This window comes from Chondromyces apiculatus DSM 436 (assembly GCF_000601485.1).
Lineage (GTDB): Bacteria > Myxococcota_A > Polyangia > Polyangiales > Polyangiaceae > Chondromyces > Chondromyces apiculatus.
Genome location: NZ_ASRX01000029.1, coordinates 1 through 25,776 on the forward strand (window position 1 = coordinate 1; position 25,776 = coordinate 25,776).

The 25,776-nt window shown below is 71.9% G+C and carries 15 protein-coding genes; 10 read left to right on the forward strand and 5 right to left on the reverse strand.

Translation table 11 applies throughout. From position 1 onward, the window contains the following. Positions 1 to 130 precede the first annotated feature (130 nt). Positions 131 to 700, reverse strand: a complete 570-nt coding sequence (locus CAP_RS19640; RefSeq protein ID WP_044243337.1) for a hypothetical protein — start codon at positions 698 to 700, stop codon at positions 131 to 133. 293 nt (positions 701 to 993) lie between these two features. On the opposite strand from CAP_RS19640, the gene CAP_RS19645 reads away from it, so the two are divergent. Both CAP_RS19645 and CAP_RS47100 read left to right on the forward strand, forming a co-directional pair. After that, entirely contained in the window at positions 994 to 2,004 is a 1,011-nt protein-coding gene (locus CAP_RS19645) for a glycine-rich domain-containing protein (protein WP_044243340.1), read from the forward strand. Positions 2,005 to 2,457: 453 nt separating this feature from the next. After that, a complete protein-coding gene (locus tag CAP_RS47100; protein ID WP_063748723.1) occupies positions 2,458 to 3,822 on the forward strand; it encodes a S1 family peptidase in 1,365 nt (454 codons plus the stop codon). Here the strand turns inward: CAP_RS47100 and CAP_RS19655 are convergent. The 3 genes from CAP_RS19655 to CAP_RS19665 all read right to left on the reverse strand — a co-directional run bounded on the left by CAP_RS19655 (position 3,807) and on the right by CAP_RS19665 (position 10,006). Further along, complete coding sequence (locus CAP_RS19655) at positions 3,807 to 8,339, reverse strand: DEAD/DEAH box helicase (protein WP_063748724.1); 4,533 nt, start codon at positions 8,337 to 8,339, stop codon at positions 3,807 to 3,809. The two genes, CAP_RS47100 and CAP_RS19655, sit on opposite strands and share 16 nt — an antisense overlap. A gap of 154 nt (positions 8,340 to 8,493) precedes the next feature. Beyond that, positions 8,494 to 9,387, reverse strand: coding sequence for a PfkB family carbohydrate kinase (locus CAP_RS19660; protein ID WP_044243342.1), 894 nt, complete (start codon positions 9,385 to 9,387; stop codon positions 8,494 to 8,496). A gap of 178 nt (positions 9,388 to 9,565) precedes the next feature. Next, a complete protein-coding gene (locus tag CAP_RS19665; RefSeq protein ID WP_044243343.1) occupies positions 9,566 to 10,006 on the reverse strand; it encodes a type II secretion system protein in 441 nt (146 codons plus the stop codon). 440 nt (positions 10,007 to 10,446) lie between these two features. Here CAP_RS19665 and CAP_RS19670 point away from each other — a divergent pair, with 440 nt between their 5' ends. The 5 genes from CAP_RS19670 to CAP_RS45010 all read left to right on the forward strand — a co-directional run bounded on the left by CAP_RS19670 (position 10,447) and on the right by CAP_RS45010 (position 17,994). Beyond that, positions 10,447 to 10,959: a GNAT family N-acetyltransferase gene (locus CAP_RS19670; protein ID WP_044243487.1), complete on the forward strand. Its 513-nt coding sequence runs from the start codon at positions 10,447 to 10,449 to the stop codon at positions 10,957 to 10,959. A gap of 37 nt (positions 10,960 to 10,996) precedes the next feature. Next, a complete protein-coding gene (locus CAP_RS19675) occupies positions 10,997 to 12,085 on the forward strand; it encodes a class I SAM-dependent methyltransferase (protein WP_044243345.1) in 1,089 nt (362 codons plus the stop codon). A gap of 1 nt (position 12,086) precedes the next feature. Beyond that, positions 12,087 to 13,562, forward strand: a complete 1,476-nt coding sequence (locus CAP_RS19680) for an MFS transporter (RefSeq protein ID WP_044243347.1) — start codon at positions 12,087 to 12,089, stop codon at positions 13,560 to 13,562. Positions 13,563 to 13,746: 184 nt separating this feature from the next. Continuing rightward, a complete protein-coding gene (locus CAP_RS19685; protein WP_044243349.1) occupies positions 13,747 to 14,142 on the forward strand; it encodes a DUF1801 domain-containing protein in 396 nt (131 codons plus the stop codon). 207 nt (positions 14,143 to 14,349) lie between these two features. Further along, on the forward strand, positions 14,350 to 17,994 hold the full coding sequence (locus CAP_RS45010; protein ID WP_052375525.1) for an ATP-binding protein: 3,645 nt from the start codon (positions 14,350 to 14,352) through the stop codon (positions 17,992 to 17,994). Between the two features lie 311 nt (positions 17,995 to 18,305). Here the strand turns inward: CAP_RS45010 and CAP_RS55020 are convergent, their stop codons facing one another. Next, a complete protein-coding gene (locus tag CAP_RS55020; protein WP_052375526.1) occupies positions 18,306 to 22,292 on the reverse strand; it encodes a M36 family metallopeptidase in 3,987 nt (1,328 codons plus the stop codon). Between the two features lie 347 nt (positions 22,293 to 22,639). Here CAP_RS55020 and CAP_RS19700 point away from each other — a divergent pair, with 347 nt between their 5' ends. The 3 genes from CAP_RS19700 (at position 22,640) to CAP_RS19710 (ending at position 25,732) form a co-directional block, all read left to right on the forward strand. Continuing rightward, positions 22,640 to 23,419 carry a CDP-alcohol phosphatidyltransferase family protein gene (locus CAP_RS19700; protein WP_044243351.1) on the forward strand — a complete coding sequence of 260 codons (780 nt, stop codon included), beginning with the start codon at positions 22,640 to 22,642 and terminating at the stop codon, positions 23,417 to 23,419. Positions 23,420 to 23,537: 118 nt separating this feature from the next. After that, the gene (locus CAP_RS19705) at positions 23,538 to 24,758 is read left to right on the forward strand and encodes a hypothetical protein (RefSeq protein WP_156040953.1); all 1,221 of its coding nucleotides are present in this window, start codon (positions 23,538 to 23,540) and stop codon (positions 24,756 to 24,758) included. A gap of 98 nt (positions 24,759 to 24,856) precedes the next feature. Further along, positions 24,857 to 25,732 (forward strand): alpha/beta hydrolase, encoded by an 876-nt coding sequence (locus tag CAP_RS19710; RefSeq protein ID WP_044243355.1) that lies wholly within the window; start codon positions 24,857 to 24,859, stop codon positions 25,730 to 25,732. Positions 25,733 to 25,776: the final 44 nt, after the last annotated feature.

A 25,776-nucleotide genomic window follows, 5' to 3' on the forward strand; every position in this document is an offset into this window, starting at 1 on the left:
CCGCCCCCCGCCGAGCAAAGCTCGTCGGGGCCTCCACTCCGCGATCCAACCGCAGTTGCCAGAGCGCTTTGCCGCTTCGGGCCTGACGCCCGTCGCCTCGGGAAGCGGACAATGTCCCCGGCCGTATGGATCAGTCCGCGTCGAGGATCTGCTCCACCCCCGTCCCTTCCACCGCCATCCATCCCTCTCCGTCCGCCTGGATCAGCCCATCGCCGCGCTCGGCCAGGGTGGCGGCCACGGCAATCGCCACGGGCCAGCCCATTCCCTCGACGGCTCCCAGATCGACGGCCACCTGCACCACCTCCACTGCCTCTCCGAGGCAATCGAGCACCTCGTCCACGTCCTCTTCGTCGCAATCGTCGAGCGCGGACCGGAGCGCGGCCACCTCGGCGTCGCGCTCGGCACCCTTCTGCAGCCGCACCACGGTGCAGATCAGCCGGTCCTCACCGCCCTCGGCCTCTCCCCTGGGCGCACCTGTGCCTTCGCCGTGGCCCCCCTCCAGCACCGAGAACGCCTCGCCAGGGGAGCGCCGCGCCCCGCCCGCATCGCTCACGAGGAGGCGCGCGAGGAACGTCTCGGGGTCGGGCTCGCCGTAATAGGTCGCGAGCGTCGGCAACCGGAGAGCGATGCCTTCCCGCAGCGCCTCGGCCGACACCTCTCCCAGACCTCTCGTGCAGACCGCGCGAACGAAGATGCTCATGATGCTCCTGGGGATACCCTTGCGCGCGAGACTGCCGTGGCTTGCGGAGAACCTGGCCGCGCGCCGCCCTGCCACCGCGCGAGCGCCTGCATGCGCGAACGCCTGCAGGCCCGAGTGCCGGACCCTACCGGACGCCCTCGGCCACCACAAGCCGGCGACAGGCCGGCCCCGCCGTTGACGGTCCCCACGGCCTGCGATTCCATCTCCTTACGTGTGACCTGCACGTGTTACCTGCGCGGGCCAGGCCCGGCATCAGGCGCTCGCCACCCGGTGATCGCTGCGGAGAGAACGCCATGCAGACCTTTCGCCTCGCCCGTTCCCTGCTCGCCTTCGCCCTCCTCGGCGCGAGCGCCTGCGGGGGTAACGTCGTCGTGGACCCGCCCGCCGACGACCCGCCGCCTTCCACCGGCAGCACCGAACCGCTTCCCCCTCCCACGCCTTTCGAGGATCTCGTCTGGGATCAGCCCGGCGAGGTCGACACGGTGACCGTTCCTGCCGGCGTCACGTCCGTCGCGTTCCTGGTCTGGGGGGGCGGAGGCGGCAGCGGCGCGCCCGGACCCGGCGGAGGCGGCGCGTGGATCAATGCCCGGATCGCCGTCAGCGCGGGGGATGAGCTCGAGGTGCGGGTCGCGAGCGGGGGCGAGGTGTTCGGTGGGGGTGGCGGCGCCTCGTACGTGCTGCGCAACGGGGAGATCATGGTGGTGGCTGCTGGAGGGGGTGGCGGCGGCGTCGACGGGTGCAACGGCTGCGATGGTGGACCCCTCGTGGGCAGCGGCGGCGGCGGTGGCGCAGTCGGTGAGGCCGGACAGAATGGCACCCCGAACAACGAGGACCCCGTGAAGTCCGAGGGCGGCGGCGGGGCCACGGCGAGCACGGGAGGCATCGCGGGCCGCTACAGCCCCCAGGGCCCTGCCAACCCCTGCGCCGCCGACGGCTCTCCCGGCAAGGAGCACGAGGGGGGCGGGGCGAGCATCTGCGGGGGCGACCCCCTCCGACCAGCACAGGGCCACCTCGGCGGCGAGGGGCTGGGCAACGGCACCGGGGGCGGCGGCGGCGCGGGCTTCTTCGGCGGTGGCAGCGGCGCCTCGCAGTACACGTACAGCGGCGGGGGCGGCGGAGGCGGCTCCTCCTGGATTCACCCGAGCATCGAGGTCTTCTCGACCGAAGGCGGCAGCGGGCAGATCGCGGGCGGGGCAGGCATTTCTGACTACCTGGGCAACGCCGGGCGCGGCGGAGATGGGGTGAGGTCCTACGAGATGACGGGCGCCGCCGGATCTCCAGGGCTCATCCAGCTCAAGATCTGATCGAGATTCGGAGCCGGTCCTCTCCTCGTCCTCATCACCGACGCGCTCCGGAGCCGCGCGCCCCCCCCGCGCACGCCGAGCCTCCCGCGCATTCTCCCCGCCCTCTTCCCTCGCGCCCTCCGCCCTCTCCCGTCCCCTTGCCGCCGGCTCTCGCCGCGCCTCGCATCCCATTGCCAGCCCGTCGTCTTTTCTGGTGCGGCCATAGCAATGCGCTCGCCGACCGCACGCCACGAAACCACCGTGGCATTTTTCCCTGCCTGCCCCGCCAAGATTTTTCCAGAAGAGTCCATGGGTTACCGGCATCCTCGATTCACACATCGAAGAAGTGTAATTTTGGATCTTCGAAGAATCGCATCGACGCACTGCATTCGCACTTGCCATAACATGCACCTCGCGAGCACACTGCCACGCCTCTCACCGACGCATTCAACCCCCATACAGGACAGTGGAAACATGACGAAGCACACGAGTCTTCTGTTCGCCGCGGTGTGTCTCACGGGTGTGGCGTGTTCCGTCGATAGCGTCGAGGAACAGGGCCAGGAGGCAGTGCTGTCGGACGCGCAGGAGATTGTCGGCGGCACGGCGGACACGGGGCATACCTTCGTGGTCGGCGTCGGCGACAACAGCGGGGCGTTCTGCACCGGCACCGTCATTTCCAAGCGCACGGTCATCACCGCCGGCCATTGCTACGGCGGCATCACCAAGATCTTCATCGGCAACAACATCAACAGCGGGGGCGGAGCGCAGACGGTGAGCGTCGTGCAGGAGATCCGCCACCCGGGCTACAACAACTCGACGCTGGCGAACGACATCGCCATCCTGAAGCTCGGCGCCGACGCGCCGGTGCAGCCCGCGCCGCTGCTCCGGGAGACGATGGCGAACAACAGCACCTATGTCGGCCCCAATTACACCTTCGTCGGCTACGGCTACGAGAACGGGGTGACGGACACCGGCTTCGGCATCCGCCGGGTCGCCAAGTTCCCCATCAACAAGGTCGGTCCGGCGACCGTGGGCGGCACCCCGGGCTCCATCAACAACACCCAGTTCTATTACAAGGTCCCCAGCAAGAACACCTGCAACGGGGATTCCGGCGGCCCCGCGTTCATCGTCCGCAATGGCGTGGAGATGCACGCTGGCGTCACCTCCTTCGGCGACGGCCCGTGTACCCTCGACGGCGTGCAGGCCCGCACCGACCAGCCTGCGATCACGGGCTGGATCCAGGCGCGCATCGACGAGTTCGAGGGCGCCTCCAACGCCTGCCGCTCGAATGGCGTGTGCCAGGAGTCGTGCAACACCAACGGGAAGATCGGCGACCCCGACTGCGCGGTGAACCACTGCGGCGCCGATGGCATCTGCGCGGAGACGTGCGTGGCTCCCGCCGACCCCGACTGCGGCAGCAGCGGCAGCGGCGGCGCGGGCGGCAGCGGCGGCGCGGGCGGCTCTGGCGGCTCCGGCGGCTCCGGCGGCAGCGGTGGGGGCACCGGGGGGACCTGCGCCCACGACAAGTGCTCGACGGGCACGAAGCTCACCGCCTCCTGCGACCCCTGCGTCGCCAGCATCTGCGCGGTGGACTCCTTCTGCTGCAACAACTCCTGGGACAGCACCTGCGTCGGTGAGGTGCAGAGCGTCTGCGGCCTGAGCTGCGGCTCCTCGTCCACCTGCGCCCACAACAAGTGCTCGACGGGCACGAAGCTCACCGCCTCCTGCGACCCCTGTGTCGCCAGCATCTGCGCGGTGGACTCCTTCTGCTGCAACAACTCCTGGGACAGCGCCTGCGTCGGCCAGGTCCAGAGCGTCTGCGGTCAGACCTGCAACTGACCTGATGCGCCCGGCGCGAGCCGCGGACCCGAGAAGACCTCGGGTCCTGGCTCCGGCGCCGCCGTGAGCACGCCCTGCATGCCCTCCTCGCCCGGCGCGCCCTGCACGACGGGCGCGAGCGGCACCCCGTCCCGGTAGATCACCACGTTCCCCATCACCGACGGCACCCGCGGCCCTGGCGTGACGATGCCCGACAGGTTCAGCGGGTCGCACGCGCACAGGGTGACGATCTCCCCGGCCGGCGGCTCCCGCCGCACCGCCCGCAGCGCGTCCACCGCTTCGGGCAGCGCGAACTGCTCGCCCACGAAGCTCGCCACGAGCCGCCCCCCGCGGATCTCGCCTGCCATCTCCAGCCGCCGGTAGACCCGGAGCAGCGCGCTCCACGGCGGCGCCCCCGGCTCCCGCGCGAGCAGGTCGCGCATCACCACCCCGTAGCGGCACAGGTACTGCCGCGCCAGCGCCTCCACCACGTCTGCCTCGGGCACCACCGCGGGCCGCAGCAGCGCCCAGCGCCCCGAGGCCACCGGCGCTCCCCGCGAGAGCCGCCCCGCAGCGCTCCCGCTCCGCGAAGGCTCCAGAAGAGCCCGCAGCGCTGCGAACCCGTCCGCGGTGACGGCCCCCGCGGCCACCAGCTCCCAGAGCGCCTCTTCGAGCTCCACCGTCGGGCACACCGCCGCAGCCACCAGGTCGGCGTGGAACGACGCCCCCGAGTGCCGCAGCACCGCGAGCACCGCGCGCGCCCGATCCGACAGCAGCACGCCCGCTTCTTCTTCCCTTTCCCCCCCACCCGGAGCCCTTTCCCCCCCACCCGGAGCCCCTCCTCCCTCGCCCATGCGCTCCCCGCGCGGCGAGAGCAGCCACCCCAGGTCTCGCCGCAGTGCCAGCGTGATCGGCGCCGCCCGCGTCGGCCCTGCCGCCGCCGTCGCCCGCGGCACCACCCGCCCCCACGCCACGTCCCCCGACAGGCACAGCGCATCCAGCAGGGCCGGCGCATAGCCCGCCACCCTCGCCGGCAGCACCTCCCGCTCCCAGGCCCCCGCGGCCAGCTCGAAGCCCTGGAGCTGCTCGATCACCCGGAAGAGCCCTCCGGCCCCCCGCCGCTGCGTCCCCGACCGGACCCCCTGCCACCCCAGCAGGAAGCGCATGAACTCCGCGGGCATGGCCGGCTCGATCGCCTTCCGCAGCCCGTCCACCGTCCGCTTGTGGATGCGCGCCAGCAGCCGCCGGTCACACCACTCCAGCGCGCGCGCCTCGCCCGCGCTCTCGTCGCCCACGCTCCCCTCCCCCGCACTCCCGACTTCCGCACCCGCCCCGCTTGCACCCGCCCCGCTCGCACCCGCCCCGACCGCTCCTGCCGAGAAATACCCCCGCAGCGCGGCCCCGTGCGCCTCCAGCCGCCCGAGCGCGATGCGCGTGTCGCCCCCGTCGAGCCCTACCCGCCGCGCCAGCACCGCCTCCGTCACGGGCCCCAGCGTCCCCATCCAGCCGGCCACCAGCGCGTGCAGCGCGTCCTCCCGGCTCGCGGGCGCCGCGGCGCGCACCGCAGGCGGCACCGCCACGTCGGGCGCGAACGCCGCCTCCGGCCAGATCGCCTCGGCCCACGGCCGCCGCTCCGTCGCCACCCAGCGCGGCTCCGGCCCCAGCGACGCGACCAGCATCTCCGCCGCGCGTCCCTCCGCCACGAGCCGCGCGAAGTGCCGCGACCAGCCCGCCCGCGCCCCCTCTGCGCCGCACATCGCCACCCGGTCGAGGAGCAGCTCCAGCAGCTCGTCGTGGCTCCGCACCGCGGGCTGCGCCGACGCCACCACCGCGGCGATGGCCTCTCCGTCCAGCCCCCCGAGCCGCTCCCGGATCACCGGCGGCAGCCCGCGCCGCACCGACACGGCCCGCGCCCGCCGCTCCTCCAGCGGCGCGTCGTCGAGGAAGGTGTACGGGTTGGAGTTGAGGATCTCGTGCGACAGCACGCTGGGCTCCGGCGTCATCCGCGCCACCACCTGGATCCGCCCGTCGCGCAGGCCCTCCAGCAGCGCGCGCAGCCGCGGCACGTCCATCAGCTCCGTCAGGCAATCGCGGAGCGCCTCGTTCACGAGCGGGTGGTCGGGCGGCGTGAGGTGCGCCCCGATGCCGTGGTTGTCCTGGCATCCCGCCTGCTCCGGGAACACCGCCAGCAAGAGGTCATCGGCGCGCATCCGGAGCTGCGCCGGGGGCACCCTCCGCCCCGCGCGCTGGCGCAGCATCATCAGCGAGCGCGAGAGATCCCAGCGCCACCGCACCCGGAACATGGGCGCCTGCAGCGCCGCCTGGGTGAGCACCTCCTCCAGGCCCTCGGGACGCACCAGGTCCAGGATCTCCTCCGGCGTGATCCCGTGCTCGGGCGAGAGCGACAGCAGCACCCCGTCGTCGGTCGCCGCCGCCTGGAGCTCGAAGTCGAAGGACCGGCAGAACCGCTTCCGGAGCGCCAGACCGAGGGCCCGGTTCACCCGCCCCCCGAACGGCGCGTGCACGATCACCTGCGTGCCCCCCGCCTCGTCGAAGAACTGCTCGACCACCAGCGTCTCCTGGGTGGGCAGCGCCCCGAGCGCCGCCTTCCCCGCCGCGAGGTACGTGCACAGAAGCTCCGCCCCTCGCGCGTCGAGCGCGCACGCCTCCGCGACCCAGCGCGCCGCGTCCCCTGCCGCGTCGCCTGCCGCGTCGCCCCCGCCCTGCGCGAGGCGCGCCCCCACCTCTCTGCGCAGCGCCGACACCACCTCGCTCAGCTCCGGCGTGCGCGCGGGCGCCTCGCCCAGCCAGAACGGCACGTTCGGCGGCGCCCCGTGCGCGTCCTCCACCCACACCTTGCCCATCTCCACCCGCCGCACGCGCCACGAGGTGCTCCCCAGCAGGAACACGTCGCCCGCGTTCGACTCCACCGCGAAGTCCTCGTCGAGGTTGCCGACCTTCGTCCCCTCCGGGAGCGCCAGCACGTCGTAGTTGCCGTTGTCGGGGATGGCCCCGCCCGAGGTCAGCGCCGCGAGCCGCGCCCCCCGCCGCCCCCGGAGCTTCCCCCCGATCGCGTCCCGGTGCAGGAGCGCCCCCGCCCCGCGCTTCCCCTTGTCCCGACCGAGCCCCTCCGCCGCCATCGCCACCACCGCGTCGAAGTCGTGGCGCGAGAGCGAAGCGTACGGCGCCGCCCGCCGGCAGAGCGCGAACAGCTCCTCCTCGCCCCGCTCGTCGCACGCGCACGCCGCCACGATCTGCTGCGCCAGCACGTCGAGCGGCGCCTCCCGCAGCACCAGGGTGTCCATCGCCCCCGTGCGCGCCGCCCGCACGATCGCCGCGCACTCCACGAGCTGGTCCCGCGTCAGCGGGAAGAACACCCCGCGCGGCGTGCGCCCGATCCCGTGCCCCGAGCGCCCCACCCGCTGCAGCGCCCCCCCGATCGACCGCGGCGACCCCACCAGGCAGGTGAGATCCACCGCCCCCACGTCGATCCCCAGCTCGAGCGACGCCGTCGCCACCACCACCCGCAGCTCCCCCGCCTTCAGCCGCTGCTCCGCCTCGTGCCGCCGCGCCCGCGACAGGCTCCCGTGGTGGGGCAGCACCGCCCCCTCCCCGAGCCGCATCGCCAGGTGGTGGGCCACCCGCTCCGACAGCTTGCGGGTGTTCACGAACACCAGCGTCGACCGCGACTCCTGCGACAGCGCCGCGATCCGGTCGTAGATCTCCTCCCACTGCTCGTGGGTGCACACCGCCCCCAGCTCGTCGCGCGGCACCTCCACGGACAGGTCCAGCGCCCGCGCCACCGTCGCGTCCACGATCTGCGGCAGCGGCCTCCCTCCCACGAGCAGCCGCGCCGCGACCTCCAGCGGCCGCACCGTCGCGCTCAGCCCGATGCGCTGCGGCGGCGCGCCCCCCGCCTGCGTCACCAGGTCGTCGAGCCGCTCCAGGCTGAGCGCGAGGTGTGCCCCCCGCTTGTCCCCGGCCACCGCGTGGATCTCGTCCACGATCACCGCCTTCACCCCTGCGAGCGCCTTCCTCCCCGAGACGCTGGTGAGCAGGATGAACGCCGACTCCGGCGTGGTCACCAGCACGTGCGGCGGCCGCACCGCGAGCGCGCGCCTGTCCTTTGCCGAGGTGTCCCCCGTGCGCACCGCGATCCGCACCCCCGAGCGCGGCAGCCCCGCCGCCTCCAGGGCCTCGTCGATCTCCGCGATGGGCTCCGCGAGGTTCTTCTGCACGTCGCTCGACAGCGCCTTGAGCGGCGAGATGTACAGGACCTCGATGCGCTCCTCCTCGACGCCCGCGGCCTCGCCTGCCGCCTCACCCACGGCCTCGCCCTTCACCGCGGCGGACAGCACCAGGCGCCGCGCCAGGCGGTCGAGGCACGCCAGGAACGCCGCCAGCGTCTTGCCGGCGCCCGTGGGCGCGACGAGCAGCGTGTCCTTGCCGGCCGCGATCTCCGGCCACGCCGCCACCTGCACCGGCGACGGCGTCCCGAACCTGCCCTGGAACCAGCCCTCGATGACCGGGTGAAACACGCCCGGGAGCCTAGAGCATCACTGCGCCCCCAGCCACGCGCAGCCACCCGCGTCCACCCGCGCCCTCTCCACGCGCGCGGGATTTCTCCAGCCCGCGCCAGCCCACGGCTCCCGTTTCGTACGCTCCCCTCCCTGTCGCGCCGCAGTTCCCGGTTCAGCGCACCGACGCCTGCGCCATCACCGCCGCGTGCCCGCGCTGCAGCGCGCGCTCCCAGAGATCGCTCCGCCCTTCACCTGCGTGCCCCGCGCGCGACAGCTCGGCGCAGATCGCCGCCGTGAACACGTCCCCCGCGCCCTTCGGCCGGAGCGCGCCGATGCCCCGCGGCGCCAGCGCGATCTCCCCGCTCGTTCCCGTCGCCCAGGCGTCGCCCGCGCCGTTGCTCAGCACCAGCACCGCCGCGGGCCGCAGCCACCCGCGCACGGTCGCGGCGTCCGCGCGGAGCACCTCCAGGTCTGCCGCGCTGCACCGCACCACGTCGGCCTCGCGCAGCACCGACCGGATCGCCCTCTGATCCTGCCCCACCCACAGGTGCCACCGCGCGTTGACGTCCACCACCACCAGCGTGCCTTGCCGCCGCGCCGCCCGCGCCGCCTTGCACAGCGCCGCCGCGCGCGCGAGCACCGGCGACAGCCCCGACAGGAGCAGCACCGTCGACGTCCACCCCGGCGGCACCGTGATCGGCACCTCTCCCTCGCGGGTGGAGACCACCGTGCGCGCGCCCGCGATCCCCTCCACCCGCAAGAGGCCCCCGTACCGCGGCGCGAGCACCACCCCGCCCACGTCGATCCCCGCTGCCGCGATCTTGCCGAGGAACGTCCGCCCGAACGTGTCGTCCGTGAGCGCCGTCGCGAGGCCCACGCAGAGCCCTCCCTGCGCCAGCGCGAGCGCCGCGTTCACCGCCCCGCCGCCGGGCTTGAAGCGCAGCGACGCCGACCTCCCGAAGAGCACGCCCCCGGCCTCCGTGAGGTCCCAGAGCGCCTCCCCCGCGCAGATCACGTCGAAACTCCGCGCCGACCCCGCAGCCCTGTTCTGCGATTCCATGGACATCCCCACCTGCTCACCCCTCCTGCAGCCGCGCGTCGCCGCCGGCCGCCCACACTGCCCCGGAACGATCTGCCATCTTACCAGATCCCGGGGAGGCGTGAGGAGCATCACTGCCACGCGCGTGACGCCGTGCACGACGGCGCGCACACCTACATGCGCATCGAGGCGTCCTCGTGGAGGCTCAGAGCTGACTGAGGCGCCGCACGTCGTCGTGCTTGAAGTCGCTCCAGATGTCGTCCGCGGTGTCGAAATTGCGATCGTTCCCCGCGGAGATCACGAAGATGTCGCCGTCCTGGCACTCGATCTCGTACGGGATTCCCCACGGATCGTCGATCCTGGCGCCATCGATCTTCCTCGCTTCCACGAGGTCGTCGATGGTCGGGCAAGCCTGGGCGCCGACGGGCATGTCGAGCTCGATGTAGGCCTCCGTCGCCATCTTGATCACGGAGGCGCCGATGAGCGCGCTCCGGATGCGCGCCTTCTTGTACTCGGGGAACACCAGGTACGTCGCGCCGGAGGAAATCATGGCCATGATCGCGACCACGATCAGCACCTCGACGAGCGACACACCGCGCGAAAGTGAGCGTAAAGCCCGCTGGATCCGTCTGGCGTCGTTCCGCATGTCCTGCTCCCTTGCCCTGCTCACGCAGCGCCCCGCCTCGCGGTGAGACCCCCGCAGACGACGCGCTTCCCCACTCCGGCCCCCCCCCGCGACCCCTTCAACAGGGGGTGGCCACCTTGAAAGGGTTCCAAACGCCCCCCGGAGTGTCAACAGAAACACAGGACTCCAGAGTCTCGCGCACCCTGGACGTAGTGAATGCGGTCCCGGCGACGCCGCGCGCCCCCCCGCGACCTCGCGGTTATCCGCGCCTGCTCACAGCGTCACCGCGCAGACGCCGACCGTGAGCTTCACATCCAGGTGGAATGGCCCCACCGCGAGGGTGCCTCCACCGGCCTCGTTCACGCCTCTCGCGGCGGCTCCACCCGGAGCGCGTGGTCACGGTGCTGAGCAGGTGGACCACCGCCGCGACGCGCATCCCGCTATGCTCGTGCCGCGCGGGCATGATCGTCTTCGAAACAGAGCGCATCCTCCTCCGTCGGCTCACCCCCGACGACGCCCCTTTCATCCTCCAGCTCCTGAACGAGCCCTCCTGGCTCAAGTTCATCGGCGACAAGCAGGTGCGGACCCTCGACGACGCCCGCGCCTACATCGAGCGTGGCCCCGCCGCGCTCTACGAGCGGCTGGGCTTCGGCCCCTACCTCGCCGTGCTCCGCGACGGTGAGGTCCCCATGGGCATCTGCGGCCTGTACAAGCGCGACACCTTGCCCGACGTCGACCTCGGCTTCGCCTTCGTCCCCGCCTTCTGGGGCAAGGGATACGCCCGCGAGGCCGCCGCCGCCGTCCTCGCCCACGCGCAGCACGTCCTCCACTTCCCCCGCATCCTGGCCCTCACCAGCCCCGACAACGAGCGCTCGGCGCGGCTCCTCGAAGCCCTCGGCTTTCACCTGGAGAGCGTGACCCGCCTCTCCAGCGACAGCCCCGAGGTGAAGCTGTTCGTCCGTCAGCAGGGGTGATCCATGGACGTCCTCCTCGACATGGAGACGTGACCCGATGCCTGCCCCGCCTTTCTCTCGGCCCCCTCGCGTGCTCCTCGCGCTCGCCCTCGCGCTCGCCCTCGCGCTCGCCGCCAGCACCACGCCCCCTCCCTCCTTCGCCGCGCCGCAAGGACCTGCGCCCGCTGCACCTGCGCCCGCGGCCCCCCTCACCGGGCGTGACCGCATCCTCGCCGACGTGCCGCGCATCTCCGCCCTCGTCCGCACCGAGGGCGTGCGCCGCTTCCTCGCCCGCGCCGCGATGCTCCCGCGCATCACGCCCCGCACCCTCTTCCACGACGCCGCCCGCACCCGCTACTTCACCGCCGCCGAGGCTGCCGCCCTCCCCGCCTCCGAGCGCGACGCGCTCCTCCGCCGCGTGGTCGACGAGGAGTACTACTACACGACCCGCTACGGCTCCCCGCTCTCCTATGCGCGCCCCCTCGACCTGCTCTTCGCGCGCGGCGTGACCCTCCCCCGCACCGCGCGCATCCTCGACTTCGGCCACGGCTACAGCGGCCACCTCCGCATGCTCGCCGCCCTCGGCCACGACGTCACGGGCGTCGACGTCGACCCCTTGCTCCGCGCCCTCTACGCCGAGCCCTCCGATCAGGGCAGCCTGCGCGGCTCCGACGGCCAGTGGGGCCGCCTCCGCCTCCTGCACGGCAAGTTCCCCGCCGACCCCCACGTGGTGCAGGCCATCGGCAACGGCTACGACCTGATCCTCTCCAAGAACGTCCTCAAGAAGGGCTACATCCACCCCGACCGCCCCGCCGAGGAGCGCCACCTCATCCGCCTCGGCCTGCCCGACGACGCCGTGCTCGCCGCCTTCTTCCGCGCCCTCAAGCCCTCTGGCCAGATGCTCGTCTACAACATCTGCCCCGCCCCCTCCCCGCCCGACAAACCCTTCCTCCCCTGGTCCGACGGCCGCTCCCCCTTCACGCGCGCCCAGTGGGAGGCCGCCGGCTTCCGTGTCCGCGCCTTCGACGAGGACGACACGGCGGCCATCCGCACCCTCGGCCGTGCCCTCGGCTGGGACCAGGGCGAGGACGCCATGGACCTCGACCACGACCTCGACGTCCTCTTCACCTGGGTCGAGCGTCCCTGAGGTGCTCCCCGCGCGCCTGATCCCCGCCGAGCGCGCGCTTCGCCTCTCGCCCGCGCTCCGCCTCTCGCCCGCGCAGTGGCGCATGCTCTTCGTCGTCTGGGTGACGTACGGCGCCTTCTACCTGTGCCGCGTCAACATCGGCCCCGCCCGCACCGAGATCGAGGCCACCTTCGCCCTCGACCCCCTGGAGATGGGCTTCGTCCTCGGCGCCCTCAAGGTCGGCTACGCCCTCGGCCAGCTCGTGAACGGCCAGCTCGCCGAGCGCTTCGGCCCGAAGCGCATCCTCCTCACCGGCATGCTCGGCTCCGTCGTCGCCTGCCTCCTCGTCGCCGGCGCAGGCCCGCTCGCGGCCTCCCTCGGCCCCGCGCTCCCCGTCCTCGCCCGCGGCGTCTCCGCCCTCGTGCACCTCGTCTCCCCGGCCACGACCCTGAGCCCCATCGCCGCCCTGCTGCTCGTCCTCTGGTTCCTGAACGGCTGCTTCCAGGCCGGCGGCTGGCCTCCGACCGTGAAGATCATGGCGAGCTGGTTCACCCCCGCCCAGCGCGGCCGGATGATGGGCATCGTCGGCACCAGCTACCAGCTCGGATCGGCCCTCACCATCGTCGCCTCCGGTGCCCTGGTCACCGCGTTCGGCAGGGACTTCCGCGCAGCCTTCGTGATCCCCGCCCTCTTGCTCACCTTCGCCGCAATCCACGCCGCCGTACGTCTCCGCGAGGCCCCCACCGCCGCCGACCTGCACGCGGACCTGCCCGCCGACGCGCACGCGCCCACGCGCACCGACGCGCGCGCGTCCCTGTCCGACGAGGGCAGTTCCGCGCCGCCCCCCGCTGCTGCGCCGTCCCCCTCCCCCTCTCGCCCGCCGCTCGGCGAGACCCTCTGGATCACCTTCACCAACGGCCGCATCTGGATCCTCGCCCTCGCCCTCTTCGGCCTCGACATCGTGCGCTACGGCTTCCTCGACTGGGCGCCCGGCCACCTCAAGACGCTGCACGGCTCCGGCGTCTTCCTCGCCGCCCTCAAGGTCGCCGTCTTCCCCCTCGCGGGCGCGGCCGGGGCGCTCGCCTCGGGCTGGATCACCGACCGCTACTTCCAGGCCCGGCGCGCGCCCGCCATTGCCTTCGCGCTCCTCATGGTCGGTCTGCTCACCCTCGCTTACGACCGCATCGCGCCCCTCGGCGCCGCGCCCACCATGGCCTGCCTCGGCGCCATCGGCTTCTTCCTCTACGCCGCCCAGATCCTCCTCGTCGGCACCGCCGCCCAGGACTTCGCGAAGAAGCGCGCCACCGCCGCCGCCGCCGGCTTCGTCGACTTCATGGGCTACATGGGCGCGTTCGGTGGCGACGTGGTGACGGGATGGCTCCTCAAGCACCACGATTTCCACGCCGCAATCCACTTCTGGGCAGCCGCCGCCATTGCCGCCGGCCTCCTCGCCGCGACGCTCTGGAAGGCCACGCCGCGCGCGGCGGACGAGGGGTGAGCGGTTGAACGAGCGTGGGGCTCGTGCTTTGCTCGCCCACCACGCGAGGAGCGTCGACGCGCGCGGTGCGGGCAGCGCGGGCAGCGCGGGCAGCGCGGAAGATGCGGGCAGCGCAGGCAGCGCGGGCAGCGCGGGCAGCGCGGACGGTGCGGGCAGCGCGAACGGTTGAGGAGAGATCCCTGCGATGAAACATCCCATCGACGACTACAACGACGCGCAGGAGCCGAGCCGCCGCGCGATCTGCGCCGCGCTCGCAGCGCGGATCAACGAGGCCCTCCCCAAGGCCGAGAGCAAAGTCTGGCACGGCGGGCCCGTCTGGTTTCTCGCGGGCAATCCCGTGGTCGGCTACTGGGTGCGCAAGAGCGCCGTGCAGCTTCTCTTCTGGAGCGGGCAGTCGTTCGACGAGCCCGGGCTCGAGCCGGAAGGAAAGTTCAAGGCAGCGCACGTGCATTATGACGATGTGTCCGAGGTCGACCCCAAAGCGCTCGAGCGCTGGCTGCGCAAGGCCGAGACGATTCAGTGGGATTACAAGAACATCGTGAAGAGGCGTGGCGTCCTCGAAAAGCTGGGCGACTGGTAGCGAGAGATTCTGACCAGAAGATGTCGGAGGTCTGGCTCAGCCCGGCCTGCATCCTCCGAGGAATCATCGCTGCCCTGGCTTGCAGCGACGGATCCGGGCACACTAGATTCCCGCCGACCGCTGCTCCTCGCTCTCTGCTCCCCGTTCGCAGAGCAAGGAACCCGAGATGAACTAGAAACATCCTGGCCGGAGCCAGCGCACCTCCAGATGCTCGGACTCGTTCACCCGCCTCAGCCTCTGTCCCCGGTGCAGGAGACGCTCCTCCGTGCGCTAGCGCTCCTCAATGGCCGAGCTCGTTGCTTCCGTTTCACCGCACTCCATCTGTTCGGTCGCGCCCGTGGCTCGACGGTCTTCGATCGCGCGCACGTCGGCGCTCCCCTCTCCACGGAGGCCTCTCCGACCGCCGCGCTCGACGCCCTGGTCCGGCGGGCTGGAAAAGCGTGGAGCACGGAGGATGCGTCCGTCGATCCCCGCCTCGCCCGGCAGACCCTCCCTGCCCTGACCCACCGCGCGTATGCAGGCGTGCCCCTGCGTGACGACGCCGGCACCACCCTCGGGGTCCTCTGCCACTTCGACGAGGGCCCCGCGCGGCTCGACGAGGGCGAGCACGAGGTCCTCACGGACGCGGCGCGGGAGCTCGCCGCGTGGTTGTCGACGCTGTCGATCAGCGAGCGGGCCCTCGGGTCACCGCAGACCGACGTCGGCCCCCGCGCGCAGCCTGAAGACGAACGGGCGCGCAGCGACAGGCTGGAGCGCGAGCACAGCTTGCTCCTCTCGCTCGACGCCGCGGTGAGCCGGGCTCTGGTCGCGCGGGTCCCGCTGCGGGAGAGCCTCCAGCGCGCCCTCGACGTGCTGGTCCAGAAGCTCGACGTGGCGCTCGCGCGCATCTGGACCTTGAACGACGCCGGGGACGTCCTCGTGCTCCAGGCGAGCGCCGGGCAGTCCACCCGCACCGACGGGGCGCACGCCCAGGTGCTGGTGGGCATGTCCGAGATCGGGGAGATCGCGGCCTCACGGACGCCTCGCCTGCGCAACCAGGTCACGGGGGATCCCGCCACGTCAGGCCCGGACTGGGCGCTTGACGAGGGCGCGGGCGCGTTCGCGGGATACCCGCTGATCGTCGACGAGGGGCTCGTCGGGGTCTTCACCGTCGTCGCCCGCGCGCCGTTCTCCAGCGCGACCCTGCTGGCGCTCGACACCCTCTCGGCGAGCTTCGCGCAGGCCATCGAGCGACGCCAGATCTACGAACGGCTGCGCCTCCGGGAGCGGTGGCTCTCGACCACCCTCACCAGCATCGGCGACGCGGTGATCACCACCGACGAGTACGGCCTCGTGACCTACCTCAACCCCGTCGCCAGCGCGCTCACCGGGTGGTCCACCGAGGAGGCGAAGGGCCACCTGCTGGACGAGATCTTCGCCATCTTCAACGAGCACTCGGGCGTCCCGGCGGAGAGTCCGGTGAACAAGGCGCTGCGCGAGGGCAGGATCGTGGGCCTCGCCAGCCATACGGTGCTCCGGCACCGCGACGGGCGCCTCACTGCCATCGAGGACAGCGCCGCCGCCATCCACATGCCCGACGGTCCGCTGACCGGCGTCGTCCTCGTCTTCCGCGACGCCACGGCGGCGCGAGAAGCCAGCGCCGAGCGGGATCGCCTCCTCGCCCGGGAGCAGAAGGCGCGGCGCGAGGCGGACTACCACCGCGACACCGTGGCCGCGCTCATCGAGGCCGCGCCGATCGCGTTCACCACCTGGAAGGGACCGCAGCACGTCTACGAGACCGCCAACGATCTCTCCCTCCAGTACCTGCGGCGAGGGCGCGAGATCATCGGCAAGCCCTTCGCGGAGGTCGTCCCGGAGCTGCCGCCCGATCACCCCATCTTCGGCCGCTTCGACGAGGTGTACCGGACCGGCAAGCCTTACCTCGACCCGGAGCTTCACCTCACCCTGTCGGGCGAGGATGGCTTGCAGGAGCGCGTCTACGCCTTTCACCTCATCGCCACCCGGGGCATGGGAGGGCACGTGGACGGGCTGATGGCGTGCATCGTCGACACCACCGCCGTCGTGCGCGCCCGCGAGGAGATCTCGAGGGAGCGGGACCGCGCCAGCGCGCTGGCGGCGCAGGAGATGCGCATCCGCGCCTTCGCCGAGGAAGCGCGCGATCGCAACGAGTTCTTGCTGGGTGTCGCCCGGGCGCTCGGTGAGGGCCTGGAGCGCGACACCATCTTGCAGCGCCTCGTCGACACCATCGCCCCCCGGCGCGCGGACGCCGCGAGCGTCTGGATCCTCGGCCCGCAGCGGGCGCTGTCGTGCGCCGCGTGCGCGCCCCCCGGCGCCCACCTCTTCGCTCCGGAGGAGGCGCCGGCTTCACCGGGCCGCCGCGCCACGTCCTTGCCGGTCCAGCACGTGGCCGACACGGGTCGGGCCCTGGTGCTCGACGACATCCCGGAGTGGGCGTGGAGCAGGGCCGCAGAGGGCTCCCCCGACCTCCCCGACGCGACGCCTCCCCTGGATTTCCAGCACGGGATCTACCTCCCCATCCAGCGCCGCAAGGAGGTCTTCGCGGTGCTGGCGGTGACGAACCGGAGCGGGCGGCCGTTCGCGGAGGCCGACCTGACCATCTTCAAGGCCGTCGCCCGCCACACCGCCCTCGCGCTCGACAATGCCCGCCTCTACGGCGAGACCCTCCGCCTGCGCAAGGCAGCCGAGCACGCCACGCTCGCGAAGGATCAGTTCCTCGCGGGGGTGTCGCACGACCTCCGCAACCCGCTCGGGACCATCCTCGGCTGGACCGACCTGCTGCGACGCAAGGCTTACGACGCGGCGCAGGTGGCGAAGGGCCTCGACGTCATCGAGAGGAACGCCAAGGCGCAGGTGCAGCTCATCGAGGATCTCCTCGACGTCTCGCGGATCACCTCGGGCAAGATGAAGCTCGAGCTCTCCACGCAGGACGTGCACGAGGCGCTCGACACGGCCCTCGACGCGGCGCGGCTCGCCGCCGGGGCGAGGCGGGTGAACCTCGCGGTGAGCGTCGAGCCCGACGTCGGCGCCATCGCGGTCGATCCGGACCGGTTCCGCCAGGTGGTGTGGAACCTGGTCTCCAACGCCGTGAAGTTCACGCCCGCCGGGGGGACGGTGCGCGTCAGCGCGCGACGGGAGACCTCCCACCTCGTCCTCGTGGTGGCGGACACCGGGCGCGGCATCGCTGCCGAGTTCCTGCCCCACGTCTTCGGGAGGTTCGAGCAGGCGGAGCCCGGGACCCAGCGCGCCAGCGGCCTCGGTCTCGGCCTCGCCATCGTCCGCCACATCGTGGAGCTCCACGGGGGCACCGTGCAGGTCGAGAGCGAGGGCGAGGGGAAGGGCACCCGATTCACCGTGCGTCTGCCGATCCGCGCCGCCATCCGGCCGTCCGACCTTGCCCCGGACGAGGGCCCCGGGCAGGTGCCGTGCCTCCTCGGCGGGGTGAGGGTGCTCGCCGTCGACGACGACCCCGACGCGCGCGAGGTGGTCACCGCCATCCTCCAGCGCGCGGGAGCGACCGTGATCGCCGCGGGCTCGGTCGCCGAGGCGTTCACCTCGTTCAGGCGAGAGCGGCCCGCCGTCATCGTGAGCGACATCGGGATGCCCCACGAGGACGGCAGCTCCCTCCTCCGCCAGGTGCGCGCCCTCCCCGAGCCGCAGGGAGGCCGCGTGCCAGCCGTCGCGCTCACCGCGCTGGCGCACGCGAAGGATCGCGTCGACGTGCTCTCGGCAGGCTTCAGCAGCCACGTCGCGAAGCCCGTCGAGGCCGAGGAGCTGGTGCTGGTCATCGCCAGCCTGCTCGGCCTGCCCATCCCCGGCGACGTCGCTCACTGATCGCCGTCGACGCACACGGCGCACAACGCCAGACGTGAAGGGGCGCCGGGTAGACTTCCCACGCTCGTGGTGAGCGGCGGGAGGCAGCCGTCTTAGAATTTGTGAAGTGCAATACTGCAGGGGTCAGTGAGGTGACCCCGGCGAGATACCTGCGAGCTTGCAGGGGTCAGTGAGGTGACCCCGGCGAGTTCCTGTGGCTGCGCGCAGGCGCGACCAGGCATCTCCGAGGGAGACGCCCAGGGTCACCGGTAACTGCTTACTGAAGAGGGAGGGACCCCTCCGCGGGTGCGGAGGGGTGGTTCAGGGCTGGATCAGGAGGCCACGCGGCGACGGCGCCGGGACACGAACAGGCCGAGCGCGGCCAGGGCGCCCAGGGAGGCCATGCCCTCGGAGGACGACGAGGACTCGCTGCCCGCCACGGTGCAGCTGCAGCCGCCCTCGGGGACGGGCCCGTCGGGGGGGTTCGTCCCGCCGCCGACGCCGGGCTCGTTGCCGCCGACGCCGGGCTCGTTGCCGCCGGTGCCAGGCTCACCGCCAGCACCACCGATGCCGCCACCACCGACGCCCGGCTCGCCACCGGCACCACCGGCACCGCCGACGCCCGCGCCGCCAGCACCACCGACGCCCGCGCCGCCGACGCCAGCACCGCCAGCACCGCCGACGCCCATGCCACCGCCGACGCCCATGCCGCCGCCAGCACCACCTGCGCCACCGCCACCGCCCGTGCCGCCCTGGCACGTGGCGGCGTCAGCGATGAAGGCGTTGAAGGGCGTGTTGGTGATCCCTGCGACGTTCACGTTGTCGATGTACCAGCCCTCCGCGCCCACGTAGGGGTCGGTGCCGATGCGGAAGCGGATCCGCACGGTCCCGCCAGCGAACGCGGTGCCGAAGTCGAGGCTCACGGCGTCGGAGTTGGGGTACGAGGGATTCGTCGCGACGAGCGCCTCGCGGAGCGAGAGGGGGTTGTCGCCCTCGACGATGGTGCCCTCGTAGCCGGGATCGGCGTAGGTGCTGACGTCGTCCCAGGTGATGCCGCCGTCAGAGCTGATCTCGATGACCGCGCCGTCCCAGAAGGTGTAGGAGCCGTTGGACTCCTGCGAGTACTCGAACTCGTAGAGGTGCTCGAAGGAGAACACGAGGGGGTCGGTCGCGCTGACCGCGAGGTCCGGCGTTTCGAGCCAGGTGTCCGTGATCTCGGCGCTGTCGAAGCCGTGCCAGGCCATGTCGCCAGGGCCCACCTGCTCGCGGCCCCAGATCTCCGCGGGGTCGATGTCGACGTCGGCGCTGCCGAGGTCCCACGCGGTGGTCGGGCTCTCCATGGTGTCACCGGCGCTCACGGCGAGGCCCTCGTCGACGTTGATGCGGACGGCGTCTTCGAAGGTGAGCTGGGGGGCGCAGTTCGAGGCGGCGTCGACGGTCACCTCGTAGTTGAGCCACTCGGGCTGGGTGAACGAGTCGTCGAGGTGGACCTCCACCTCGATGGTGGGGGAGGTGAAGGGCGCGATGGTCGGCAGGGCGACGACGCCGCCAGAGCCGAAGGTCACCCCGGCAGTGGAGGTGGTGATGGTCATCGTCGCGCCGGTCACGGGGACGAGCGAGGGGTTCGAGAGCTGGACCCGCAGCGTGCCGCTCTCCAGCCCGTCGAGCACGCCGTCGTTGTCGCACGTGGGGGTCCCCTCTTCGACGACCGCCGAGACGATCTGGAGGTTCTCGCGGATCTCGAAGCTCTCCGTGACGCCGATGAGGTTCGTGGAGTAACGGGGCGGGGAGATGGCGCAGGAGCCGGCGCCGCGCTTGGCGAAGCCCTGGGCGACCAGGAGCGCGTCGGCCGGGTCCTGGGCGAGGGCCGCGGCGAGGATGCTGTCGCGCATCTCGGTGTGGGTGGTGTCGACCGGCGTGGCGAGGAGGCCACCCACGATGTAGTCGGCCATGCGGCGCCGCGCGTCCTCGAAGGTATAGGGCGCGCCGGGCTCCTCGGTCTCGATGAGGAGGTTCCGGTAGGCGTCGAAGAGCATCGTCGCCCAGACCTCGCCGGCGTTGTGCACCTGCGAGTTCACCAGGGTGTTCGGCCTCATCGGGTGCGTGGGGAGCGGCACGCCGTCCTGGATGTGCCGGAAGCTCAGGCCGTTCCGGGCCGGGTCGGTGGTGTAAGGCTGGCGGCGGATGCCGAAGTAGGCGTGGTTCGCCGCGGCGCTCGTGGCGTAGATGGCGAGCGCGAAGACGCCGTCGAGATCGTCGCCCTCGCGGACCGTCTGGTGCAGGCCGATGAAGTCGCCCCAGCCCTCGCTCATGCCGCGGCAGGCGGGGACGGCGCAGTCGGAGAGGCGGTGGTGGAAGTAGTGGCCCCACTCGTGCGCCACGATCTGGTTGTCGATGGTGCCGTCGTACGCGAAGTGCGACCGCTGCATCGTGGCCGACACGGGCCCCGCCTGGAGCTCGGCCTTGAGGGCCACGCCGTCCTCGTACGAGATGGAGAGCGAGGGGAAGGCGAGCTTCTGCGGGATGGTGGTGTCGTTGCCGAGCGTGTTCGGCCCCGCACCGGGCGCGTTGTTGGCGAGGATCATCCCGATGCCGCCCGCGTTGAGGATGTTGACGGCCTTCACCTTGAAGGTGCAGACGCCGCGGTCGGCGAGGACGATGTTGCCGGCGACAGAAGCCGGCAGGGCCTGGCAAGCGTCGCTGAAGGTACCCGTGGGCGGAGTGCCGAGGGAGCCGTCGTTCGCGAGCACGACGTTGCCCGTGACGTTGAAGTCGCGCTGGCCGAACGAAGCTGCGGCGCTGTCGAGCACCTGGCCGCTGGGGTGGAGGGTGAGGGAGCGGGAGATGTCCGGCCCCATCCAGATGTACATCTGCATCCGCGGGGCGACGCCGTCCGCGGGGGTGTTCATGTTGGCGTTGTCGCTGTTGTCGGTGTCGAGCGCGCCGTCCTGCGCCTCGGCCCGGAGCGCGTCGCCCTCGACGCCGCCGCGGCCGAAGTTCTGGGCCTGGGCGTTGCCCGCCCCCTCGTCGAAGCCCGAGGCGTAGAAGTAATCGTGCAGCCAGTTGTTGTTGTAGAAGAGCTGCGTGATGGCCGCCATCGACTGGGCCTGGCTCGACGTGGGCGACTGGGTGGGGTCGAAGGTGTAGTCGAAGGTCGCCGGCGCGCTGGGCGTGGCGCGGAAGTCGCCCGCCGTGAGGCCGTCGTAGGAGACGTTGTTGTCGACGTACCCGTAGTGGTCGACGTAGGCGTTGACGTTGTTGCCCAGGCTCTCCGTGGCGTTCGGGGGGAGCCAGGAGTCGGAGGTGCCGCTCGGGTTGTTGAAGCTGTCGATGGTGACGAGGTTCGGCGCGATGAAGTCGGGCGCCGAGCCGTCGGGCACGCCGGTGGGGTGCGGGGTGAAGTCCTCGATGGGGCCGTCGAGGGGGCGGAGGTCGCCGGTGGGGTCGGCCCAGACGCGGTAGCTGTAGCTGTCGCTCTCGCCGAGATCCTTGCGGTGAAGGATGCGGCCATCGTCGGCGGCGACGACGTAGCGCACGTAGTCGGTGCCGCGCGAGCCGGCCTTGCGGCCGTAGACCTCGACGAAGTACGCGGGGACGATCTGCTTGCCGACCGGGTAGAAGACCTTCTTCACGCGCGCGGGCTCGACGAACCCGACGCCCGCAGCCTTCATGGCAGGCGTCTGGAGGAGGCTGTAGCGGGTGTAGCCGCCGGGAGCCTGCGAGGGATCGACGAGGGACTTGAGGGGCGTCTCGACGCCGTAGACGTCCGAGAACGCCGTGGCGAGCGCCGCCTCCGGCAGGACGCGGAAGTCGCGCGCGTGGGGCTTGCCCCTGCCCACGGCCGCCGGGTGGAGGTTGCCGGTGATGGCGACGAGCTCGAGGTTCTGGCGGAGCACCATCTTGAGGTCGTTGCGGTAGACCTCCACGCCATCGATGTTCTGGCGCATGGTGACGACCACGGCGCCGCGGCCGAGGTCGTGGACATGGCTGACCTCGACGTTGGCGAGCGCGGCGGGGGCGAGCCCGTAAGCGCGAATGAACCGGGTGAGGTGGTGGCGCGCCGCGTCCTCGGGCTTGCGGACCTGGGCAGGCGCCGGGTGCGAGCCCGTGGCCCACATGAAGGTGGGCACACCGAGGCGCGTGTCGATGGAGGAGATCGAGCCTCCAGCCTTCGCCGCCGCGTCCTTGAGCGAAGCCTGAACGACCTGGGACGGGACGACGGCGTTGACGTCGTACCCCGGGATCTCCCTCTCGTGCGCGGCGGCTGAGCTGGCGACAAGGCCCGCGCAGATCGCCAGGAACTGGATTGAACGCTTCATCTACTCCCTCCAAAGAACCCGCGGGCACAGGGAAGCGCCGCGCCCACCCCAGATAACCTGTCCTCGCGCCGCTTGGAAGCCGCTCGACCCGTGCCACCCGTCACAGGTGTGTCAGGCGTCTTCCTCTTGGAGTGCCAAGGACCCTCAGGTTCACCCCCCCGAGGAGCCGCTCGTTCACAGCCCCAGAGGAGCCGAGCGTCACAGCGCCCACCGCGCCGCGCGCCGCGCACCGCGCACCGCACACCGCGCACCGCCAGAGACCGCCGCCCTCGGTAGGGCCGCAACCGGTGGGCGCGTGAGGTCCGAAAGCCCCCTGATTCCAGGGAGCGCGGTACTAGGATGCGCGCATGCTCGGCGAGGCGCGGCGAATCTACACGGGGACCAGGAAGCGACACGATCAGCTCTTCAACACCTACGTGATGCGGCCCCTCGCCAGCGTGGTGGTGGCGATCGCGGCGCGCACGCCGGTGACGCCGAACCAGCTCACGCTCCTGAACTTGCTCACGTTCCTGGTGGCGGTGGTGCTGCTCGTGGTGCTCGGCGACGCGACCGGCGCGCTGATCGCCGTGGGGGTGCTGGAGCTGAGCTACTGCCTCGACTGCGCCGATGGAATGCTGGCCAGGCACAAGGGGCTGGCTTCCAAGGAGGGCCACCTCTTCGATTTCTTCACCGACGAGCTGAAGGCGACGCTGCTCGCCGGAGCGCTCGCCTGGCGGATGCACCGCACGGGGGGCCTGGGTCTGACCGGAGAGATGTGGCCGGCAGGTGACGCGCGCTTCCTGATGGCCGGCATCGTGGGGGTGACGGTGGTGGCATCCGCCATCTCGCTGACGAACTTCGTGCGCCGGCCAGAGCTGAGCGGCCGGGCCGTGACGGTGGAGGCCTACTACGAGGCCGCGCCGCCGCCGGCGAAGCGCTCGGCCGTGGCGCAGGTGGGGACGCTGGTGATGACGTTCCTGCGCTTCCTCAACCACTACCCGAGCCACATCTGGATCTTCGCGCTCGCAGGGCGGCTCGACGCGCTGCTCTGGATGTACGTGGCGCTGAACCTGCTCTACCTGGGTCGCGGCTGGCTGGGGCTCGTGGTGCGCTTCGGGAGGTTTTCGCGCGCGCGGCCGGAGGGGTGAGGCCTCGGGCGGGAGGACGCGCGGGGAGCACGCGAAGGGGCGTGCGGGGGACGCTGGGTGCGTTCGCGACGCGCGGTGCGCTGGTCGGGCCACCAGGGCTGGAGGTAGAGTGATGGGCATGACCTCCAGAACGGTGCTGATGCGGACCGCGCGCGCGGTGGGGATGGCGATGGGGCTCGTCGCGATGGCGGGCTGCGGGTCCGAGAGCACGGAGGCGCCCGGCGCCACGGAGCCTGGGCCGTGCGCGGAGATGGTGGAGAGCTGTCTGGCGAAGCAGCAGGCGTGCGTGGACACGGGCGGGGAGGCGCGCTGCGAGGCGTGCGCAGAAGGGCAGTACGCGGCGCTGTCAGGGCAGTGCGAGCCGATCGGGGGGTCGGCGATGGTGCACGACTTCGAGGAGTTCACCGTGCAGCCCGGGGAGGAGATCACCGGGCTGTGCCAGAGCTGGACGCTCGACAACCCGGAGGCGATCTGGGTGAACGCGGTGGTGCTTGCGCAGGACGTGGCGTCGCACCACTCGAACTGGACGTACGTGCCCTCCGACAGCTTCGAGGGGCCCGACGGGGTGTGGCCCTGCGCAGAGCGGAACTACGACCAGCTCTCGGCAGCGGTGGTGGGAGGCGTGCTCTACGCGCAGTCGACGCAGGCGACGAAGGAGGTGCAGCGCTTCCCGAACAACGCCGCGGTGAGGATCCCGCCCTACGCGCGGATCATCGGCGACGTGCACCTGCTCAACGCGCGGCCAGAGCCGGTGACGGGGCACGTGAAGCTGACGCTGCACGCGCTCGCCGCCGAGGAGGTGGCGGTGAAGCTGGTGCCCTTCCACCTGGACTACCACGGGCTCGACATTCCGGCGCGGTCGCGGTCGCGGTTCACGGGCGAGTGCAAGGTGGCGGAGCAGCTCGCAGGGATCACGGGGAAGCCGTTCGAGATGGATATCTACTACCTGCTGCCGCACTACCACATCATGGGGAGGCGGTTCTTCCTGGAGGAGCTCGGAGGCGCCGAGGACGGGAAGGTGCTGTTCGACGCGGCCGGGCAAGAGGGCGAGGCGAAGGGTCGGTCCTACGATCCGCCGCAGCACGTGGAGGGAGCCGAGGGGTTCCGGTTCGGGTGCGAGTTCGACAACACGCGGGCCGAGCGCGTGGGCTGGGGGCTGGGCGATCAGGAGATGTGCGAGATCCTGGGGTTCGCCGACATGGGGGCAGCCTTCGAGTCGACGGTGACCACCGCCGAGGAGAAGGGAATGGACGGGGAGTTCCAGCGCTTCGGAGGGGAGTGCGGGACGCTGGCATTCCCGTGGGACCACGACAAGGAGGGCGGCCCCGCGCCGCAGTGAGCACGGCAGGGGTGGAGCCAGGGTCCGGGGGGCCTTGATCCTGGCTCCCGGTGGTCGCTCCCCCTCCTGTCCGGACATGCGCTGGAGCAGGAGGGGCGATGGACGACAAGACGAAGAAGCTGCTGAAGCGGGTGCTGTTCGGGGAGCTGTCGTGGCGGCGGCTCGCGCAGTCGGTGGCGTTCATCTACGGGACGCTGCTGTTGTTCGCGGTGTTCGGCGCGGAGCGGATGCTGTTCTTGCCGCATGAGGCGGGGTACGCGGCAGGGCCCGAGGTGGTGATGCTCGACGCGGGGGGCGGGGTGAAGATCGCGTCGCGGTACGCGGTGGCGCCAGGGGCGCGGTACGCGGTGCTGTACAGCCACGGGAACGCGGAGGATCTGGGCGATGTGGGGCCGCTCGTGGAGTACCTGCAGGGGCTCGGGGTGTCGGTGCTGGCGTACGATTACGCAGGGTACGGGCTGAGTGAGGGGTCGCCGTCGGAGGCGCAGGCGTATGCGGACATCGAGGCGGCGTACGCGCACCTGACGGGAGCGCTGGGGGTGCCGCCGGAGCGGGTGATCGCGTACGGGAGGTCGCTCGGCGGGGGGCCGTCGGTGGAGCTGGCGCGCAGGAAGCGGCTCGGGGGGCTGGTGCTGGAGAGTACGTTCACGTCGGTGTACCGGGTGGCGACGGGGGTGCCGCTGTTCCCGCGGGACCGGATGGTGAGCATCGACAAGATCGGGCAGGTGGGGTGTCCGGTGCTGGTGATCCACGGGCGGCGCGACAGGGTGGTGCCGTTCAAGCACGGGGAGGCGCTGTTCGCGTCGGCGCCGGAGCCGAAGCGGGCGCTGTGGGTGGACGAGGCGGGGCACAACGATGTGATGTTCGTGGATGAGAGGCGGTACGACGAGGCAGTGCGCGGGTTTGTGGCGCTGGTGGCGGAGGAGGAGAAGAGGCGGGGGGGTGGGGACGGGAGTGGGAGGGGGGCGTTGTAGAAGGGGGCGGCATGGTTGGGGGGCGTCGTGGGATGCGAGTGCGA